General features: G+C 72.8%; 12 protein-coding genes. 8 read left to right on the top strand and 4 right to left on the bottom strand.

The features are described 5' to 3' along the window. Nucleotides 1-97: 97 nt before the first annotated feature. Nucleotides 98-991, bottom strand: a complete 894-nt coding sequence (locus JYK18_RS33235) for a LysR family transcriptional regulator (RefSeq protein ID WP_206807360.1) — start codon at nt 989-991, stop codon at nt 98-100. Between the two features lie 38 nt (nt 992-1,029). Continuing rightward, nucleotides 1,030-1,569: a CGNR zinc finger domain-containing protein gene (locus JYK18_RS33230; RefSeq protein ID WP_307796167.1), complete on the bottom strand. Its 540-nt coding sequence runs from the start codon at nt 1,567-1,569 to the stop codon at nt 1,030-1,032. A 71-nt stretch (nt 1,570-1,640) separates the two neighbouring features. Between JYK18_RS33230 and JYK18_RS33225 the strand changes: the two genes are divergently transcribed. After that, nucleotides 1,641-2,282, top strand: a complete 642-nt coding sequence (locus JYK18_RS33225; protein ID WP_206807359.1) for a haloacid dehalogenase type II — start codon at nt 1,641-1,643, stop codon at nt 2,280-2,282. On the opposite strand, the gene JYK18_RS33220 is transcribed toward JYK18_RS33225, so the two are convergent. After that, nucleotides 2,260-3,108: an alpha/beta fold hydrolase gene (locus tag JYK18_RS33220; protein WP_206807358.1), complete on the bottom strand. Its 849-nt coding sequence runs from the start codon at nt 3,106-3,108 to the stop codon at nt 2,260-2,262. The two genes, JYK18_RS33225 and JYK18_RS33220, sit on opposite strands and share 23 nt — an antisense overlap. A gap of 263 nt (nt 3,109-3,371) precedes the next feature. Here JYK18_RS33220 and JYK18_RS33215 point away from each other — a divergent pair, with 263 nt between their 5' ends. Beyond that, nucleotides 3,372-4,007: a DedA family protein gene (locus tag JYK18_RS33215; protein ID WP_206807357.1), complete on the top strand. Its 636-nt coding sequence runs from the start codon at nt 3,372-3,374 to the stop codon at nt 4,005-4,007. Between the two features lies 1 nt (nt 4,008). Here JYK18_RS33215 and JYK18_RS33210 read toward each other — a convergent pair whose 3' ends face one another. After that, on the bottom strand, nt 4,009-5,067 hold the full coding sequence (locus JYK18_RS33210) for a hypothetical protein (protein WP_206807356.1): 1,059 nt from the start codon (nt 5,065-5,067) through the stop codon (nt 4,009-4,011). 132 nt (nt 5,068-5,199) lie between these two features. Between JYK18_RS33210 and JYK18_RS33205 the strand changes: the two genes are divergently transcribed. Genes JYK18_RS33205 through JYK18_RS47070 form a run of 6 tightly spaced genes read left to right on the top strand, consistent with a single transcriptional unit; the run spans nt 5,200 to nt 19,879 of the window. Next, entirely contained in the window at nt 5,200-11,064 is a 5,865-nt protein-coding gene (locus JYK18_RS33205) for a non-ribosomal peptide synthetase (RefSeq protein ID WP_206807355.1), read from the top strand. Then, nucleotides 11,061-12,017 (top strand): TauD/TfdA family dioxygenase, encoded by a 957-nt coding sequence (locus JYK18_RS33200; protein WP_206807354.1) that lies wholly within the window; start codon nt 11,061-11,063, stop codon nt 12,015-12,017. The genes JYK18_RS33205 and JYK18_RS33200 overlap by 4 nt, the downstream gene beginning before the upstream one ends. A gap of 36 nt (nt 12,018-12,053) precedes the next feature. Beyond that, nucleotides 12,054-16,997: a non-ribosomal peptide synthetase gene (locus JYK18_RS33195; protein WP_206807353.1), complete on the top strand. Its 4,944-nt coding sequence runs from the start codon at nt 12,054-12,056 to the stop codon at nt 16,995-16,997. Further along, nucleotides 16,987-18,129 (top strand): acyl-CoA dehydrogenase family protein, encoded by a 1,143-nt coding sequence (locus JYK18_RS33190; RefSeq protein WP_206807352.1) that lies wholly within the window; start codon nt 16,987-16,989, stop codon nt 18,127-18,129. Before JYK18_RS33195 ends, JYK18_RS33190 begins: the two co-directional genes overlap by 11 nt. Next, nucleotides 18,126-19,613, top strand: coding sequence for an amino acid adenylation domain-containing protein (locus JYK18_RS33185; protein ID WP_206807351.1), 1,488 nt, complete (start codon nt 18,126-18,128; stop codon nt 19,611-19,613). Before JYK18_RS33190 ends, JYK18_RS33185 begins: the two co-directional genes overlap by 4 nt. Beyond that, nucleotides 19,610-19,879, top strand: a complete 270-nt coding sequence (locus JYK18_RS47070; protein WP_206807350.1) for an acyl carrier protein — start codon at nt 19,610-19,612, stop codon at nt 19,877-19,879. Before JYK18_RS33185 ends, JYK18_RS47070 begins: the two co-directional genes overlap by 4 nt. Nucleotides 19,880-19,885 lie beyond the last annotated feature (6 nt).

Genomic DNA, 19,885 nt, shown 5'->3' with positions numbered 1-19,885 from the left:
TGGTCTAGTCCAATCCCGGACCTCGAAAAGCTATAACAGTCACCCGGACGAGTCAATCGTCCGTTCTCTGACTATTCATGCTGTCCACAGTGGATGGTCACAGCGCGTCGCGGAGGGTGCCGCGCAGCCAGCGGTGGGCCGGGTCGGCGTCGAGCCGCGCGTGCCAGAGCAGCCGCACGTCGATCTCCGGCAGTTCGGCGGCGATCGGGAACCAGCGAATGCCCAGCGCGTCGCCGAACTGCTCGGCGAGGCGCTGCGGTACGAGCCCGACGTAGTCGCTCGACGCCACCAGGAACGCCGCCACCGCAGAGGTCGGCACCACGGCGGCGACCTGGCGCTGGAGACCGGCCGCGGCCAGCACCTCGTCGAGCGGACCCCGCGCCCGCCCTCGCCGGGACGCCGAAACGTGGGGGTGCTTGCACAACTGCGCCAGCGACGGGCGGCGGTGGCGGCCCAGCGCGCTGTCTGCGCGGACGATGCCGACCACGCGTTCGCGGTACAGCGCCGCGGACCTGATGTCGGGCGCGGGCAGCTCCCCCGCGCCGATGTCCAGGTCCACCGAACCGTCGCGCAGCGCCTCGGCGCTTTCGCTGCCCTCGGTGACAAAGCGCAGAACCACCCCGGGAGCCAGCCTCGCCGTGGCTTCGACGGCGGCGGTGGCCAGCGTCGCGGCCACCCCGTCGTTGATCCGGATCGTGAAAGTACGTTCGAGCTCGGCGGGGGTGATTTCGCGGTCCGCGCTGATCAGGGCCACCGCCTCGTCGAGCAGGGACCGCACCCGCGGCGCGGTCCGCAGCGCGAACGGCGTCGGGGCCATGCCCCGCCCGGCCCGCACCAGGATCGGGTCGCCCATCGCCCGCCGCAGCCTGCCCAGCGCCCGGCTGGTCGCCGGGATGGACAGGTGGAGGCGTTCGGCCGCCGCGGTGACGCTGCTTTCCTGGAGCAGGGCGTCGAACACACGCAGCAGGTTCAGATCCAGGTGGTCGGGCATTGTTGCATGCTACGCAATGGTGGCGTGCCGAAGTTGCGTCAGCGCGTGGCCCGCTGCCGGGCGCGGTAGGCGGCGGCCTTGACGCGGTTGCCGCATTCGTCCATGCCGCACCAGGTGCGGCGGGTGCCGCGCGAGCGGTCGACGTAGATGCGGGTGCAACTCGCGCGACCGCACTCCTTGAGGCACGCCTCCCGATCGGCGAACAGGGTGATCCCGCTCCGGGCCAGGTGGGCGAGCACGGCACGCAGGTCCCCGGAGATGCGGACGCCCGCGTCGCCGAGTTCCAGCGCGGGTACCGGTCCGGCGGCTGCGCGATTCACGGTCTTGAGAGCGGCCCGGTCGAAGGGCTGGTCGAGCACGCGGTCCAGTGCGAGCCGGTAGAGCGCTTCGCGCAGTTCCAGCGCCTGCTCGAAGGTCACCGCGTCGGCGGTGACTTGGCTGGGCAGCTCGGCGCAGGCGGCCACCCAGCGTTCGAGGTCCGCGGGGGTGGCCAGGGTGTCGACCGGCGCGTCCCGGCGGGAACCCACGGTCCCGGCCAGGTCGAGGGCCGGGTTGCCGCTGACGAAGGCGAAATCCACGTCACCATCTTGACCGGTGACGGACCCGGCTGGCAACATCGTCACCAGTCGAAGGGGTGACGGGAGCAGGCATGGTCGAGATCCGCGGCATCCAGGTGGTCGTTTTCGACGTCCTCGGCACTTTGGTCGACGAGCCGCGCGGCATTCGCGCCGCGCTGCCCGACGACGAGGCACTCGCCTCGTGGCAGCGGCACGTCGAGACCGAACAGCAGCGCATCGCGGCCGGGCAGCGCGCGTACGCCGACTCCGAGGCGATCGACCGGGAAGCCGCCGAAGTGGCCGGCTGCGACGATCCCGCGACCGTGGCACGGCAGGCGCAGCACCTGCCGCCCTGGCCCGATTCCGTCGCCGGCCTCGACCGGCTCGCGCAGCGGTTCCCGGTGATCGGCCTGTCCAACGCCAGCCGCACGGCCCTGCTGCGGATCAGCGCGCACGCCGGACTTCGCTGGCACACCGCGTTGTCGGGCGAAACCGTGCGGGCGTACAAACCGTCGCCGGAGGTCTACCGGCTCGCCATCGATGTCGCCGCCTGTCCGCCGGAAAGCGTGCTCATGGTGGCGGCGCACGCCTGGGACCTGCGTGGCGCCCAGGCGGCGGGCATGCGGACCGCCTACGTCGAACGGCCGGTCGGCGACCCACCGGCGGCGACCGACGCCTTCGATGGGCGGTTCGGCGGACTGGACGAGCTGGTCAACGCGTTAGGAAGTCCATGATCGGCTGCGTCTGGCCGATGATGGAGTGCGCGACGTCCGGCAGCACGGTGACTTCCGCGTGCGGCACGGTGTTCTCGACGCGCCGGGCCGTCTCCGCCGAGTCGAACATCGCGTCGCGCGCGCCGACGATCACCTTCACCGGCATGGCCAGCCCGCGCAGCGCTTCGTCGGAGAACACGGGAAGCCGGTCCCGGCGGGGCTGGAAGTGCGTGAACATCAGCGTGAGGTAGTCGGCGACCTCGGGGGTGTCGCCGGGATCGACGCCCGCGACCGCCTTGATCGACCGGCGCAGGCCCCAGGCGCCGAACGGCCGGTACAGCGCGACCTTGAACAGGAAGCCGAACTTCTGACGGCCGACCCCGCCGGGGCACAGCACCGCGAGCCGGTCCACCCGCCTCGGTCGCCGGATCGCATAGTCGAGCGCGAGCCAGCCGCCGAGTGAGGCGCCGGTGAACGCGGCGCTGTCGAGGCCGAAGTGATCCAGGACGTCATCAAGCCAGTCGGCGTACGCCGTGGAGTCGAGCGGCGGGCGCGAGCGCGCGGACAGCCCGGGCTCGCCGATCATGTCGACGGCGTGCACGCGGAAGTGCCGCGCCCAGGCCGCGACGTCCCCGGCCCACATCGCCGCGTTCGAGCCGGAACCGTGCAGCAGCACCAGCGGTGGCGCGTCCTCGGGGCCGCTCACCAGCACGAACGTGTCGCCCTCGCGGGTCGGCACGTGGTGGCGTCCGGCCGGAACCGGCCAGCCCGCGAGGATTTCCTCGTAGCGGCGAAGGATCTCGCGCTCCCCCGCCTCGGTCTTGTAGATCACGGCTTGCTTGGCCACGACCTTACGTTAACACCCCTGCCTGCCGTCTTATGCAGGCTTTTGCGGTATGTTGCGGCAAGCGCCGCACACAGCGGAGCTGAATAGGGCGTTATACGCGGGAATTCCCTGAAACAACCCCGAGATCGACGCCGTCCCGGTAGCCTTCGGCAAGGCCTGGTGCCAGCATCGAATTCACCCCCTTCGAACGGAGTCGTTCATGCCGAGCCGCGGGCGTTTCCCGGAACCACGGCCGAAAACGGCGAGGTGAATCGGAACCGGCCATGTTCGAGATGCTGGATTCGGTGGTCGACGGCCTGCGTGAAGCGGTCGATTCCCCCTGGCCCTGGGTGCTCGTGTTCGTGCTTTCCGCGGCGAACGCGCTGATTCCGTTCCTGCCCAGCAGAACCGCGGTGGTCACCGTCGCCGTGCTGGTCGCCGCGCATCCGGAACGCCTGGCGCTGCTCACCGTGCTGGCCGCGGCGGGCGCGTTGGCCGGTGACTGCGCGGGATACTGGATCGGCAGGCGCGTGCGCCCCGGGGTGCTGGCTCGGCTGCAACGCGGGGAACGCGCGCGCCGGTGGTCCGAACGGGCAAGGCGCGCCGCGCACCGGCACGCGCCCGCGTTGATCGTGGCCGGGCGCCACCTGCCCGGCGGCCGGATCACCGGGGCGATCGCGCCCGGCAGCATTTCCTATCCCTGGCGCCGTTTTCTCGTGCTGGACCTGATCGGCACGACGCTGTGGGCGGGGTACTGCACCGCGGTCGGTTACCTCGGCGGCGCCAGTTTCGCCGACGACCCGGTGAAGGGACTGCTGGTGGGCTTCGGCATCGCGCTGGTGGTGCCGCTGGTGACCGAGCTGATCCGGCGCCGGCTGTCGCGTCGCGAGCCGGCGCCGGACCGCGGCGCTCACCAGTGAGTCAGGCGCACTTCCAGACGGTCGGCTCGTCCCGGCCGCCGGGGAACTTCCAGGTGCGACCGGCGATCGTGCCGTCGTCGCTGGAAACCCGCAGTTCGAGCCCGCGCTCCGCGGTGTAGCCCAGGGTGGAGTCGAGGGCCGCCAGGTTCCAGACGCCGTACTCGTCCCAGTCGGGCGCGTCGGTCCGCCCGACGATCCGCCCGTTCCCGTTGATGTCCTGGAGATCGGCGCCCCGCGCCACCGCGGTGGGCCGGCCGTTCCGGTCCCACACCACGCCGCCCGCGTCACCCGATTCGTAGGACACCTGGCCGATCACGCGGCCGTTCGAGATGCCCCGTGTGATCACGTCATAACCACCGCCGGGCAACGGAAGCGGCTTCGCCGCCCCGTCCTTCCACAGGTACGGCACGCGGTTCTGGTCCGGGTCGTCGACCTCGACGAGCACGGTGCCGTCCTGGTCGATACCGGTGGCGTAGCCCTGGGTTTCCGGCAGCCCGGTCAGTTCCACCACTTCACCCGGCCGGTCGGCGGGCCAGAGCACCGGGTGCCAGAACGGCCCGCCGTCGACTTCCGTTTCGACGGCACCGACGATGTCGCCGCGCTCGTTGATGCCTTCGGCCTGTGAGGCCGTTCCGCCGGGCAGTTCGGGGAGGCGCTCCAGTTTGCCGTCACGTGAGCGAATGGCGCTCGGAATGCCCCAATCCGCGGTGAAAGCCGTGCCGACGACGGTTCCGGCGCCGTTCACGTCCTGGACGGAAACGAACTTGTCGTACGCCGGATCGGGCAGGTAGCCGTAATTGGTGAATTGCCCGTTCTTCCACAACACGGCGGGCCCGCCCTGTTCGGAATCCGCGCCGAAGGAAATGGTGCCCGCGTACCCACCGCTGTTGTCGGTCGCGGCCACGTCACCGGCCAGCGCGCCGGCGGGCATGGGCAGCACGCTCTCGCTCCACGTGCACGCCGCGGGGGCGGCGGCCGCGGCCGGGGCCAGGCCGAACACCAGCGGCGCGAGCAGCGCGGCCGGCCACAGAACGCGGGCGGCACCGTTCGTACGTCTCATATTCCCATGATCAGCAAGGGCCTATACCGGCCCTATACTTCCGCGCTCCGCGACCGGTATAGCTCGCGCATAGTCGGCGCCAACACCATCACAGACGTTGGGGTTTTGCGGTGAGCGCGCGACAGGAGCGAAATGGTCACGGGGAACCACGGACGACTGCCGGTGTCCAGTGCGCAGCGAGCCGTCTGGTTGGCCCACCAGCAGGATCCGACCGAACGCCGGTACACCTGCGCGGAATACCTGACCGTCACCGGACCGCTCGACCTGCCGCTGTTCCGGCGGGCGTGGGCCGCGCTCGGTGCGGAAGCCGACGTGCTGCGGGTGCTGCGCGTCGAGGAAACCGCCGACGGTGAGCTGAACCAGGTGCTCGCCGAGTGCGTCCCGCCGCTGCACGAACTGGACCTGCCCGACGACACCGCAGCGCTCGACTGGATGCACCACGACCTCGACCAGCCGATCGATCTCGCGACCGGACCGGTGTCCCGGGCCGCGCTGCTGCGGATCACCGGCCACCGGCACCTGCTCTACCTGCGCATGCACCACATGTTCACCGACGGGCACAGCATGCACCTGATGCAGAACGCGCTCGCCGACACCTACACCGCCCTGGTGCGCGGGCAGGACCGGACCACCGCCCGCCTCGGCGGGCTCGACGCACTGATCGCGAAGGACGAGAAGTACCGGGCCAGCGCGGACTTCGAGGCCGACCGCGCCTACTGGACCAAGCGCTTCGCCGACTCCCCCGAGCCAATGCGGGTGCCCGCCGTGCTGGGTGACCGGGACGAGCGCACGATCCGCGCGCGGCAGGTGTCCTACCTGCCCGCCGGGGAATCCGCGCCGCTGGCCGAGGCCGCCGCCGGGCTCGGCACCACCTGGCAGCTGGCGGTGGTCGCGGCGACCGCGGCCTACCTGCACCGGATCACCGGCCGCCGGGACGTGGTGCTCGGGCTGGCGGGCAACGGGCGGCGCGGCGGGCGCGCGAGCCTCACCCCGGGCATGGCCGCCAACACCCTCGCCCTCCGGCTGGAGGTGTCGCCGTCGATGACCCTGCGGCAACTGGTGCCGCTGGTCGCCGAGGAGACCGCCGCCGTGCAGCGGCACGAGCGCTTCCGCTACGACGACCTGTGCCACGCGCTCGGCACGCGGCTCGCCGAGGACGGGCCGCTCGGCCCGATCCTCAACTTCATGCCGTACGCCAGGGAGTTCCGCTTCGCCGACGCGACGGCGAGCGCGGTCAACCTGGCGTCGGGGCCGAGCATCGACCTCACCTTCGGCGTGACCGGCGCGGCCGAGCAGGGCCTGGCACTGGCCGTCGACGCCGATCCCGCGCTGCACCGGGCCGATGGGCTCGCGGGGGCGCTGCGCCGGTGGACCGCCTTCGTGCTGGCCGCCACCGCCGCGCCCGACCAGGAGTTCCGGTCGATCGAGCTGCTCACCCAAGCCGAACGCGCCGAAGTGCTCGTCCGGCGCAACGACACCGCCCGCGCCCGCGACGGGCGCACCGTGGTCGACCTCGTGCGCGAAGTCGCCCGGCGGCAACCCGACGCGATCGCGCTCAGCGGCACCGGGAGCCAGTTGACCTACGGCGAGCTGGAGGCGAAGGCGGGCCTGCTCACCGCCCGGCTGATCGAGCGCGGTGTGCACCGGGAGGACGTCGTCGGGCTCGCCATGCCGCGCTCCCCCGAGCTGATCGTCGCGATGCTCGCCGTGCTCCGCGCCGGCGCGTCCTACCTGCCGCTCGACCTCGCCTACCCGCCGGATCGCCTGCGGTACATGGTGACCGACAGCGCGCCGCGGTGCGTGCTGGTCACCGACAGCGCCACCGCGGCCGCCGTGCTGCCCGCCGACGTGGTCATGGTCGACGCCGGCGAACTGCCGTCCGGCGGGCACCCCGCCGAGCCGGTCGCGCTCGCCCCCGCTTCGGCGGCCAACGTCATCTACACCTCGGGGTCCACCGGTTCGCCGAAGGGCGTGGTCGCACAGCACCAGGGCCTGGTCAACTTCGCGCTCGACCACGTGGGCCGGTTCGGCATCACCCCGGACAGCCGGGTGCTGCAGTACCTCTCCCCCGCCTTCGACGCCGCGGGCGAGGACATCTGGCCTGCACTGGTCGCCGGGGCCCGGCTGGTGCTGCCGCCCGAGCCCGCGAGCATCACCCCCGCCGAGCTGATCACCACGCTGAAGTCCGAGCGGATCACCCACGCCGCCGTGCCGCCCAGCGTGCTGCGCCAGCTGCCGGACGGGGACCTGCCGGACCTCGTGCACCTGGTGGTCGGCGGCGAACCCTCGGACGACCGCCTGGTCGGCCGGTGGGCCCGCGACCGCCGGATGATGAACATGTACGGCCCCACCGAAACCTCCTGCGCCACCGGTGGCCGGCTGCTGCCCGGTGAGCCGGTGACCATCGGCGGGCCGACCGACAACGTGGCGGTGTACGTCCTCGACGGCGACCTGCGGCCGGTGGCGCCCGGGGTCGCGGGCGAGCTGTACATCGCCGGGCACGGCGTCGCCCGCGGGTACCTCAACCAGCCGGGGCTCACCGCGGACCGGTTCCTCCCCTGCCCCTACGCCGAGCCCGGCGCGCGGATGTACCGCACCGGGGACCGGGTGTTCCAGCGCGACGACGGCAGGCTGCAGTTCCTCGGCCGCACCGACCACCAGGTCAAGATCCGCGGTTTCCGGGTGGAGCTCGGGGAGATCGAGGCCGCGCTCGGCTCGGCTCCCGGCGTGGAGAACGCCATCGTGCTGGTGAAGGGCACACGGTCCGGTGGGAAGCAGCTGGCGGGTTACGCGCTGCGGGCGCCGGGCGCGGCGGTGGACACGGGCGGGCTGCGCCGCCGGTTGCGCGACGCGCTGCCCGAGCACATGGTGCCGTCCTCGATCCTGGTGCTCGACTCCTTTCCCGTGCTGCCCAACGGAAAGGTGAACCGCGACGCGCTGCCGGACCCGGCGGGTTCCGGGCCCAGGGTCATCCAGCCCCCGGCGACGAAGGTGCAGGCGGCGCTCTGCGGGATGTTCGCCGAAGTGCTCGGGGTGGCCGAGATCGGCGTGCACGACTCGTTCTTCGCCCAGGGCGGCGACAGCATCCTGGCGTTGCGCCTGGTCTCCGCCGCCCGCGCGGCCGGTCTGGTGCTGTCCCCGCGGCAGGTGTTCGAGCACCCGACCGTCGCCGAACTCGCCGAGGTGGTCGGGCGGGACGTGACCGCGGAGGCCGACGACGGCCTCGGCGCGTTCCCCGCTCCCCCGATCGTGCGCTGGGCGACGGAACTGGGGCCGATCGACCGGTTCCACCAGTCGGTGTGCGTCCGCGTCCCGGCCGGGGCCGGGCACGACCGGCTCGCCAAGGTCCTGCAGCTGGTGATCGACCGCCACCCGGCGCTGCGCACGCGGCTCACCGACGTGCGTTCGCTGCGTGCCGACGCACCCGCCACGGCGGACGTGTTGTCCACTGTGGACGTCACAGGGCTCGATCTCGACGCCGTGGTCGAGGAACAGCGCGAGGCTGCCGTCGCCGCGCTGTGCCCGGCCGACGGCAGCCTCGTGCGCGCGGTGTGGTGCAACGCGGGCGAGGACCACCACGGCACGCTGCTCCTGGTGCTGCACCACCTCGCCGTGGACGGGGTCTCGTGGCGCGTCCTGCTCGACGACCTGGCGCACGCGTGGGAGGTGGTGGCCGCCGACGGGACCGCGCGGTGGGCACCGGCGGGCACGTCCCCGCGCACCTGGGCGAACCAGCTCGCCACCGCGGCGGCCGAACCCCGCTGGACGGCGCAGGCCGCGCTGTGGCAACGCGTCCTCACCACCGACGACCCGCCCATCGGCAAGCGGGAACGCACGGGCACCGACACCTTCGACACCGCGGCCGCCACCGAACTCACGCTGCCGGACGGCCTCGCCGAACCGCTGCTGACCGTGCTGCCCGACCGGTACCGGGCCACCCAGAACGACGTGCTGCTGACCGCGTTCGCGCTCGCCGCCCGGCGCTGGCGCGAACGGTGGCTGCCCGGCGGCACCGCCGTGCTGGTGGACCTGGAAGGGCACGGCCGCCAGGACGCCGGGCAGCCGGTCGCGCTGGACAACACGGTCGGCTGGTTCACCAGCATCCACCCGGTGGCCGTCGATCCCGGGGCGCTCGACTGGCCCGCCGTGGTCTCCGGCGGCGCCGAGCTGGGCCCGGTGCTCAAGCGGGTCAAGGAGCAACTGCGCGCGATCCCCGATCACGGCCTCGGTTTCGGGCTGCTGCGGTACCTCAACGACGACACCGCTCGGGTGCTGGCCCCGCTCGGCTCGCCCCGGCTGGCCTTCAACTACCTCGGCAGGCTCACCGTCTCCGAGGCCGCGGACTGGGCGCTCACCGGCGACGACCCGTTCGACGGCGCCGCCGACCCGCGCATGGTGATGCCGCACGAGCTGGAGATCAACGTCCTCGCCTACGACCGTCCACAGGGGACGGAACTCACGGTGCGGGCGATGTGGCCGTCGGGGGTGCTGGACGAAGCCGACGTCATCGACTTCCTCGGCCTCCTGCGGGACGCGCTGACCGGGCTGGCCGCGCACGCCGCGCTACCCGGCGCGGGCGGAATGACCCCGTCCGACGTGCCGCTGGTCGACCTCGACCAGGAGGAGATCGACGAGCTCACCCGGGACCGGCCGGGTACCGCCGACATCCTGCCGCTGACCCCGCTGCAGGAGGCGCTCCTGCTGCACCACCTGGTCACCAAGGACACCATCGACGTCTACAACGAGCAGTTGCGGATGATCCTCGAAGGGCCGCTGGACGCGGACCGGCTGCGGGCCGCGCTGGCGGCGGTGGTCCGGCGGCACCCGGCGCTGGCCGCCGCCTTCGACCACGACGTGGCCGAGCCCGTCCAGCTGGTGCCCGCCGACCCGCCGCCGGTGCCGTGGACCGAGCACGACCTCTCGGACCTCGACCCCGGCGAGCGCGACCTCCGCGCGGCGCACCTGGCCGACGCCGACCGGGCCGCCCGGTTCCGGCTGGACCAGCCACCGCCGCTGCGGGTCCAGCTGGTCCGGCTCGGCCCGGACCGCCACCAGCTCGTGCTCACCGCGCACCACATCGTCTGGGACGGCTGGTCCATGGCGATCGTGCTGCGCGAGTTCTTCGCCTGCTACCCGCACGGCGACGACCGCGTGCTCCCCGCGCCGCCGCGCTACCGGAACTACCTGACCTGGCTGCGCGCGCAGGACACCGGTGCCGCGCGCGCGGCGTGGGCGGACTACCTCGCCGGGGTGGCCGGCCCGACGCGGGTCGCCCCCGACCTGCCTGCCGACCAGGTGACGCACGAACTGCTGATCACCCACCTGCCCGAGAACGTGGCCACGCGGCTCACCGAGCGGGCCAAGCAGGCCGGGGTCACCTTCAACGCGGTGGTGCAGCTGGTCTGGGCGGGCCTGCTCGGTGAACTCACCGGCGAGCAGGACGTCATCTTCGGCACCTCGGTCTCCGGCAGGCCGCCGGAGATCGCCGGGGTGCACGACATGGTCGGGCTGCTCACGAACACCGTGCCGGTGCGGGTCCGGCTGGAGCACGAGGCGCCGGTGGCCGACGCGCTGGCCCGGCTCGCGCGGGAGCAGGTCCCGCTGCTCAACCACCACCACCTCGGGCTGGCCGACATCCAGCGGCAGTCCGGCCACGACCGGGTCACCCTGTTCGACACCACCCTGATGGTGCTCAACTACCCGTTCGACCCCGCCGAATGGGACGCCGCCCTGGGTGATCTGCACGTGGCGGACCACCACCTCAGCGACGACACCCCCTACCCGCTGCGACTCGTCGTGGTGCCGGGGCCGCGGGTCCAGGTCCGGCTCGGCTTCCGGCCCGACGCCGTGAGCCGGGAGGAGGCCACCGCCCTGCTCGACCGGGTGGCCGCCGCGTTCACCGCCATCGCGCACGACCCCGGGCTGACCGTCGCCGGCCTCTTCGCCCGAACACCACTTGTCGCGCCCCTCGACGGGCGGCTGGAGGGAACAACATGACCAAGGACTTCGAGTTCGTGGTGACCGACGCGGAGCGGGAGCAGGTCCTCGCCGTGGCACGCGAACTGGTCGGCACCCCGCCGCGGCTGATCGACGAGGGCCGGTGGATCGACGACTGCCGCCACCACGCGGCCGAACTGCCGGTCCGGGTGCGGCAGCGCCTGCGGGAGTTCGCCAACGACCCGGGCGACGCGGGCGCGCTGCTGATCCGGAACCTGCCCGGCGCCGCCGACCGGCCGACGCCCACCGAGCCCGGTTCGGTCGAGCGCGTGGCGAGCGTCGGCGCCGCGGTGATCGGGCTGCTGTCCATGCAGCTCGGCGAGGTGATCGCCTACCGCAACGAGAAGTCCGGCGCGCTGGTGCAGAACGTGGTGCCGGTGCCGGGCATGGAGGCGCAGCAGAGCAACGCGGGCAGCACCCGGCTCGCCATGCACGTGGAGAACGCCTTCCACCCGCGCCGCCCCGATTTCGTCGGCCTGTTCTGCGTGCGCGCGGACCACGAGCGGGTGGCCGGGCTGCTGCTGTCCTGCGTTCGCCAGGTGGTCGGCGCGCTGCCCGCCGACATCCGGCAGGTGCTCGGCGAACGCCGGTTCACCACCGAGGCGCCGCCGTCGTTCGGCATGGACGGCGAGGGCGCGCCGCAGCACGCGGTGTTCACCGGCGACCCCGCCGATCCCGACGTGCAGGTGGACTTCCACGCCACCTCCGGCAACGACGACGAGGCCAAGAACGCGCTCGAGGTGCTGCACGACGCCATCACCGAGGCGGCCGAGGCGCTGATCATGGCGCCGGGCGACCTCGCGCTGGTCGACAACCGCGTGACGCTGCACGGCCGGACGCTGTTCACCCCGCGCTACGACGGCCAGGACCGCTGGCTGCACCGCACCTTCGTCCACCTCGACCACCGGCGCTCCCGCGCGCTGCGCACCAGGGACGGTCACGTCCTCGCCTGAATCCCCTGAGCCTCTTGAGCCGTTGAGGAGAACCCGATGAACCACCAGGCGGAAACGCTGACCGTGCCCGAGCTGATCGCCCGCCAGGCCGCCGTCACCCCGGACGCGGTGGCCGTGGCGGGCGCGGACCGCTCGCTGACCTACGCCGAACTCGGCGCCCGCGCCAACCGCCTCGCGAACCTGCTGGCGGCCAACGGGATCGGCCGCGAAAGCGTGGTCGGCCTCTGCCTGGACCGCGGGGTGAACCTGATCGTGGCGCTGCTCGCGGTGTGGCGGGCGGGCGCGGCCTACCTGCCGGTGGACCCGGCGCACCCCCGGCGCCGGGCCGACGCCCTGCTGCGCGCAGCCGGTGCCGACGTGGTCCTCACCCAGCCCCGCGTCGACCTCTCCGGCTCCGGCGCGAAACCCGTGGTGCTGGACGACGACCTGACCGTCGCGAATGGATACTCGGCGGAAGCACCACGCGTGCCGGTCGACCACGACAACGCCGCGTACGTGCTGTTCACCTCCGGTTCGACCGGGATGCCGAAACCCGTGGTGGTGCACCACGGGGGTGTCGCCAACCACATCCGGTGGACCGTGCGCGCGCACGCGTTCGGGCCCGGTGACCGGATCCTGCAGAAGACGCCGATGACCTTCGACGCCGCCGAGTGGGAGGTCTGGGCGCCGCTGATCTGCGGTGCCACCGTGGTGGTCGCTCCGGTCGGCGTCGAGCGCGAACCCGCCGCGCTGGTCCGGGTGGTCGCCGAGCAGGAGATCACCGTGCTCCAGGTGGTGCCCTCGGTCCTGCGCGCGCTGGTCGCCGAACCCGGCTGGGACGCGTGCCGCGCGCTGCGGGTGCTGTCCTCCGGCGGCGAGCAGCTGCACGCCGAACTGGCGCACCGGTTCCTGGCGCTGCTGCCCGATCCCGGCGCGGTCGAGGTGTGGAACACCTACGGCCCCACGGAATGCACGATCGAGGTCACCGCGCACCGCTTCGACCCGGCACAGCGGTCGGGGCCGGTGCCGATCGGGCGGCTGGTCGACGGCACGCGGGTGCTGGTGGTCGACGAACACGGCGAGCCGGTCCCGCTCGGGCACACCGGTGAACTGCTCGCCGCGGGCCCGGGTGTCGGACGCGGGTACCTGGGCCGTCCCGGGGAAACCGCCGAGCGCTTCGTGCCGGACCCGTCCGGCCCTCCCGGGTCCCGCCGGTACCGCACCGGCGACCTGGTGCGGACGATCGAGGAAGGCCTGCTGGAGTACGTCGGGCGGCTCGACCACCAGGTCAAGGTGAACGGCGTCCGGATCGAACCGGGTGAGGTGGAGGCCGCGCTCGCCGCGCACCCCGCGCTCGACGGTGCCGTGGTCACCGGGTTCACCATCGCCGAGGGCGGGACGCGCCTGGCCGCCTACGTGCGGACGAAAACCGGGGCGGTGCCCGAGGACCTGCGCGAGTTCCTCGCCGAGCGGCTGCCCGCCACCCACCTGCCCGTCGCCTACCTCGGGCTGACCGCCTTCCCCACCACCGCCAGCGGCAAGGTGGACCGGACCGCGCTCCCCGCGCCGGTGCCGGAGGCCGAAACCCCGCCCGGCACCGCCGAACTCTCGCCTGCCGAGCGCATCGTCGCGCAGATCTGGTGCGACCTGCTCCAGGAGGAGACCGTCGGCCCCGACGACGATTTCTTCGCGCTCGGCGGGTCCTCGCTGCAGCTGACCCGCCTGGCCAACCGGATGCGCAAGGCGTCCGGCGCGTCGATCGACCTGAGCAAGCTGATGAACGCCAGCACGCTCGCCGAGCAGGCCGCGCTGATCACCGAGGCGACCGCGCCGGACGACCGGATCACCCGGGTGTCCCGCGACGGCGACCTGCCGCTGTCGTTCGGGCAGCGCCGGATGTGGGTGCTCGACCGGATGCGGCCGCGCAGCCGGGAATGGGTCTCCGCGTTGTTCGTCCGGGTGGCCGCGGACACCACCACCGCGCAGGTCCAGCGCGCGCTGGACCTGCTGCTGGCCCGGCACGAGGCGTTGCGCACCCGGTTCGTCCTGCGTGACGGCGACCCGGTGCAGGTGATCGATCCGCCGGGCGCGTACGAGCTCCGCGTGGTGGAGCTGCCGGAGGAGGAGTTCCGCCCCGAACTGGACCGGGAGCTGGACCGCGCGTTCGACATCGAGACCGGCCCGGTGACCAGGGCGCTGCTCCGGCGCACCCCGGACCACCAGGTGCTGGTGCTCTCCGCGCACCACATCGTGCTGGACGGCTGGTCCTCGGCGGTGCTGGAACGCGAGTTCACCGAGTTGCTCGCCTCGGTGCGGGCCGAGCGCTCCCCCGCCCTCCCGCCGATGGAGCTGCAGTACGCCGACTTCGCGGCGTGGCAGTGCGACCGGCTCGACGAGCAGGTGATCGACAAGGAACTCGCGCACTGGCGCACCGTGCTCGACGGCGCGACGCCGACCACCGTGCGCCTGGACAAACCGCGCCCGGCCGCCCGCGACGGGCGTGGCGGGATGATCGGCTTCACCGTCCCGGCCACCGTCACGAAGGCGCTCGACGACCTGGGCAAGCGTGCCGGGGCGACGCCGTTCATGACGCTGCTGACCGCGTTCGCGACCCTGCTCGCCCGCTACGAATCCGACTGGGACGTGGTGATCGGCACCCCGGTCGCCGGGCGGCACCGGCCCGAGCTGGAGGGCATCGTCGGGTTCTTCCTCAACAGCCTGGTGCTGCGCTGCCGGCTGGACCCGGACACCGACTTCCCCACCGCGCTGGCCGAGGTGCGCGACACCTGCAAGGACGCCTTCGCCCACCAGGAACTGCCGTTCGACCGGCTGGTCGCCGAACTCGCGCCGGAGCGCGACCTGTCCAGGACCCCGCTCTACCAGGTCGCGTTCGACCTGCACGACGAGAAGCTGACCGGTTCGGCCGCCGACGCGGAGGACTGGGACACCCTGCTCGACCTCACCCGCATCGCCAAGACCGATCTGACGCTGTACCTGCGGGCGGAACCGGACGGCACGATGGCGGGCGGGCTCGAGTTCGCCACCGCGTTGTTCGAACCGGCCACCGTCGAGCGGATGACCCAGCACTTCGTCGCGCTGCTGGGCGCGATCGCCGCCGATCCCGGCGTCGCACTGTCCGAAGTGGACTTCCTGTCCGCCGGGGAGCGGGCGATGCTCGACGAGGCGGCCCGCGGCACCGCGGTCGAGGCCGACGACACCACCACGCTGGAGCTGTTCGAGCGCCAGGCGCTCAGCACCCCGGACGCGACCGCGCTGGCCTGCGGACCGGACCGGCTGACCTTCGCCGGGCTCGACGCCGCGGCCAACCAGCTCGGGCACCGCCTCCAGGCACTCGGCGCGGGCCCGGACTCCGTGGTCGCCGTGCTGCTCGAACGCGGTATCGGCCTGATGACCTCGTTCCTCGGGGTGTGGAAGGCGGGCGCCGCGTACCTGCCGCTCGACCCCGACGCCCCGGCCGAGCGCACGGAACTGGTGCTGGCCGAGGCCGGGTCGCCGATCGTGATCACCACCGCCGCGCTCCGCGAGCGGCTGGCCGGGTCCACCGCGAAGGTGCTGCTGCTCGACGAAGACAAGAACGAGGACGCGCCGCGGCACCGCCCGGACCGGGTCACCGACGCCGATCTGCTCGCCTACGTCATCTACACCTCGGGATCCACCGGCAAGCCGAAGGGCGTGCAGGTGACCCACCGCGGGCTGGCCAACCACCTGCGGTGGGCCACCGGCGAGCTGGCGAGCCGCGGCTCCGGTGGCGCGCCGGTGTTCTCCTCGGTCGCCTTCGACCTGGTGGTCCCGAACCTGTGGGCGCCGTTGCTGGCCGGGCAGCCGGTGCACCTGCTGCCCGGCGACATGGACCTCACCGAACTCGGCTCGCTGCTGCGGAACCTGGCGCCGTTCAGCTTCATCAAGCTGACCCCGGGCCACCTGGAGATCCTGTCCCAGCAGCTCGGTGCGGACTGGTCGGCCGACCTGGCCGGGGTGATCGTGGTGGCGGGCCAGGCGCTCCCGGTGCGGCTCGCCGACCACTGGGCCACCGTGCTCGGGCCGAACCGGCTGATCAACGAGTACGGGCCGTCCGAGGCGACGGTGGGCACCTGCACCTACCCGGTCCAGCCGCCGGTCACCGGCGAGGCCGTGCCGATCGGCCGCGCCCTGCCCGGGGTCACCATGCGCGTGCTCGACCCCCTGCTGCGGCCGGTCCCGGTCGGCGTGGTCGGTGAGGTGTACGTCGGTGGCATCGGTCTCGCCCGGTGTTACGCCAACGCGCCGGCGATGACCGCCGAGCGCTTCCTGCCCGACCCGTTCGGTGACGGGGAACGCCTCTACCGCACCGGGGACCTGGCCACCGTGCTGCCGTCCGGGGACGTGCACTTCCTCGGCCGCAGCGACGACCAGGTGAAGATCCGCGGGTACCGGGTGGAACTCGGGGAGATCGGCGCCGTGCTCGCCGAGCACCCGTCCGTCCGCGAAGCCGTGGTGCTGGCCGGTACCGGAGACGACACCGACAACGGCGAGACCAGGCTGCTGGCGTTCGTGGTGCCCGCGGCCGAAGACGCCGGACTCGCCGAAGAGCTGCGTGCTGAATGCACGCGGCGGCTCCCGGCGTACATGGTGCCCGGCTCGTACACCTTCGTCGACCGGTTCCCGTTGACCGCCAACGGGAAGCTCGACTCCCGGAAGCTCATCGCCCAGGCCGCGCCGGACGAGACCGAACTGGTCGCGCCCGAGGGCGTGGTCGAGACGCACATCGCGGAGGTGTTCGCCGGGCTGCTCGGCCACGAGGTCGGCGCGCACAGCGACTTCTTCCAGACCGGCGGCAACTCGATCCTGGCCATCCGGCTGGTCGCCGCCATCCAGGACGCCTACGAGATCGAACTGCCGATCCGCGCGGTGTTCGAAGGCCCGACCGTGGCCGCGCTGGCCGAAGTGGTGGAGAGCCGGATCCGCGCCGAACTCGAGTCGGAACACGCCCATGGAATTTGACCTCACCCCGGCGCAACGGCAGCGCCGCGCGGAACTGGCCGAAGCCGTGCGCGAGCGGCTCGGCGGCGCTCCTCCGTCCACACCGGACGGTCACTTCACCAGGGAGCGCTGGCGGGCGGCCGCCGATCTCGGGCTCACCGGGCTGTGCCTGCCGGTCGAGCACGGCGGCGGCGGGCTCGGCGCGGTCGACACCGCGCTGTGCCTGGAAACCTTCGGCCAGGCCTGCCCGGACACCGGGCTGGCCTTCGGGGTCGCCGCCCACCTGCTGGCCTGCTGCGTGGCCATCCGCGACTTCGGCACCCCCGAGACCGCGGCCGAGCTGCTGCCCGGGCTGGCGAACGGCGAGCTGATCGCGGCCAACGCGATCACCGAGGACAGCGCGGGCTCCGACGTCGGCGGGCTGGCCATGAAAGGGGTGGCCACCGCCGAGGGCTACCGGCTCACCGGCGAGAAGTCGTTCTCCAGCAACGCTCCCCTGGCCGACGTCTTTGTGGTCTACGCGGTCACCGACCCGGCCGACGGCTTCCTCGGCACCACCGGGTTCGTGGTGCCGCGCGGGACCGAGGGCCTCTCGGTCGGCCCGCCGATGGTGAAGCTGGGCCTGCACGGCTGCCCCGCCGGACGGCTCACCCTCGCCGACGCCGAGGTCGGGCCCCACCACGTGCTCGGCGAACCCGGCCAGGGCGGCATGATCTTCCAGCACTCGATGGGCTGGGAACGCGCCTGCCTGTTCGCCATCTACCTCGGCCTGATGGAGGCGCAGCTCAAGCGCTGCGTCACCCACGCCAGGCGGCGGCAGCAGTTCGGCAAGCGCATCGGCGAGTTCCAGGCCGTGGCGCACCCGATCGCGGAGATGCGCCAGCGGCTGGAGAGCGCGCGGCTGCTGCTGTACCGCGCGTGCTGGCTGATGGACCAGGGGCGCACCGACGTGACGGCCGTGTCGCTGGCGAAGCTGGCGGTGTCCGAGGCCGCGGTGGCCAACAGCCTGACCGCGATGCGCGTGTTCGCCGGCAGCGGCTACCTGGCCGAAACCGGGATCGAGGCGCAGCTGCGGGATTCGGTGCCCAGCACCACCTTCTCCGGCACCAGCGAGATCCACCGCACCATCGTGGCGAGGGGAATGGGCCTGTGAACCTGCATTCGCTCGTCGCCGAGACGGCGGCGGCCCACCCGGACCGGCTCGCCGTCGCCTGTGGCGAGCACAACCTGACCTACCGCGAACTCGACCGCCGGGCCAACGGATTCGCCCGCAGGCTCGCCCGGCTCGGGGTCCGCCGCGGTGACCGCGTGCTGCTCTGGTCGGACAAGTCCGTCGACGTGGTGGTGGCCATGCAGGCGGTGCTCCGGCTCGGCGCGGCCTACGTGCCGATGGACGGCACCGCGCCGGTCCGGCGGGTCCTCTCGCTGGCCGAGGCCTGCGGTGCCGCGGTGCTCTGCGCGGACACCGCCCGGCTGGACGCGCTCGGCTCGGCACCGGCCGTGCCGGTGGTCGACCTGCGCGAGACGGTGACCACAGTGGACAGTCTGGTTCCGGTCGCCGAAGCGGTCGGCCCGGACGAGCTGGCCTACATCCTCTACACCTCCGGCTCCACCGGTACGCCTAAGGGCGTGTGCATCAGCCACCGCAACGCGCTGGCCTTCGTGCACTGGGCGGCGGCCGAACTGGAGATCGGCCCCGCCGACCGCCTGGCCAACCACGCGCCGCTGGTCTTCGACCTGTCCGTGATGGACCTGTACGCGGCCTTCGCCACCGGCGCGTCGGTGCACCTGCTGCCCGCCGAGCTGGCCTACAGCCCGGCCGAACTGGTGCGCTTCCTGCGGGACGCGCGGATCACCGTGTGGTATTCGGTGCCCTCCGCGCTCGTGCTGATGATGCGTCACGGCGGCCTGCTCGACGCACCGCCGCCCCCCGGGCTGCGTGTGGTCAGCTTCGCCGGGGAGCCGTTCCCCATCGCCGGTGTCCGCTCGCTCGCCGCGTGGACCCCGGCCCGCCTGCTCAACCTCTACGGCCCGACCGAGACGAACGTGTGCACCTTCCACGAGGTCACGCCCGGCGACCTGGCCCGCGACCAGCCGGTGCCGATCGGCCGCGCGTGCAGCGGCGACAAGGTGTGGGCCGAGCGGGCCGACGGCGGCGTCGCCGGTCCCGGCGAGGAGGGCGAGCTGCTGGTCGACGGGCCGACCGTGCTGATGGGGTACTGGGGTGCCCCGCCGCAGGCCGGCCCGTATCGCACCGGGGACATCGTCCGCGTGCTCGACGACGGCGCGTTCGACTACGTGGGCCGCGCCGACCACACGGTCAAGGTGCGCGGCCACCGGATCGGGCTCGCCGAGGTCGAAGTCGCCATCACCACGCACCCCGCGGTCGACGACGCCGCGGTCATCGTCACCGGCGCGGGCATCGAGGCGCGGCTGGTCGCGTTCGTCGTGCCCGCCCCCGGCCAGTCGCCGGGCCGGCTGGCGATCAAGGCGCACTGCGCCACCACGCTCCCGTCCTACGCCGTGGTCGACCAGGTCCACCTGACCGAGGACCTGCCACGCACCGCCAACGGGAAGGTGGACCGCCGGGCACTGGCCGGGCGGCCCGCGCTCGCTCAGGAAAGGAGACCAGGGTGAACACCGAAGAGCTGGAGCAGGCGCTGCTCCGGTACGTGCGGACGGAGTTCCTGTTCGGCGACGAGGACGAGGAGCTGGAACTCACCAGCCCGCTGCTGGAGTGGGGGATCCTCGACTCGCTCCGCACCGCGCTGCTGATGACGCACGTCCGCGAGGAGTACGGCGTGCACATCTCCCCCGCCAAGATCAGCGCCCGCAACTTCCGCGACATCCGCACCATCGCCGGGCTGGTGCTCGCCGAGTCGGCCGCGGCCTCCCACCGATGAACGGAG

This window comes from Amycolatopsis sp. 195334CR (assembly GCF_017309385.1).
Classification (GTDB): domain Bacteria; phylum Actinomycetota; class Actinomycetes; order Mycobacteriales; family Pseudonocardiaceae; genus Amycolatopsis.
Note: the sequence above shows the minus strand (reverse complement) of the source record. Positions and strands in the feature narration are given on the sequence as shown.

What these genes read in the sequence shown, in the direction of transcription:
- JYK18_RS33235 (WP_206807360.1), bottom strand. Translation starts at nt 991, where the DNA reads ATGCCCGACCACCTGGATCTGAACCTGCTGCGTGTGTTCGACGCCCTG.
- JYK18_RS33225 (WP_206807359.1), top strand. Translation starts at nt 1,641, where the DNA reads ATGGTCGAGATCCGCGGCATCCAGGTGGTCGTTTTCGACGTCCTCGGC.
- JYK18_RS33215 (WP_206807357.1), top strand. Translation starts at nt 3,372, where the DNA reads ATGTTCGAGATGCTGGATTCGGTGGTCGACGGCCTGCGTGAAGCGGTC.
- JYK18_RS33210 (WP_206807356.1), bottom strand. Translation starts at nt 5,067, where the DNA reads ATGAGACGTACGAACGGTGCCGCCCGCGTTCTGTGGCCGGCCGCGCTG.
- JYK18_RS33205 (WP_206807355.1), top strand. Translation starts at nt 5,200, where the DNA reads ATGGTCACGGGGAACCACGGACGACTGCCGGTGTCCAGTGCGCAGCGA.
- JYK18_RS33200 (WP_206807354.1), top strand. Translation starts at nt 11,061, where the DNA reads ATGACCAAGGACTTCGAGTTCGTGGTGACCGACGCGGAGCGGGAGCAG.
- JYK18_RS33195 (WP_206807353.1), top strand. Translation starts at nt 12,054, where the DNA reads ATGAACCACCAGGCGGAAACGCTGACCGTGCCCGAGCTGATCGCCCGC.
- JYK18_RS33190 (WP_206807352.1), top strand. Translation starts at nt 16,987, where the DNA reads ATGGAATTTGACCTCACCCCGGCGCAACGGCAGCGCCGCGCGGAACTG.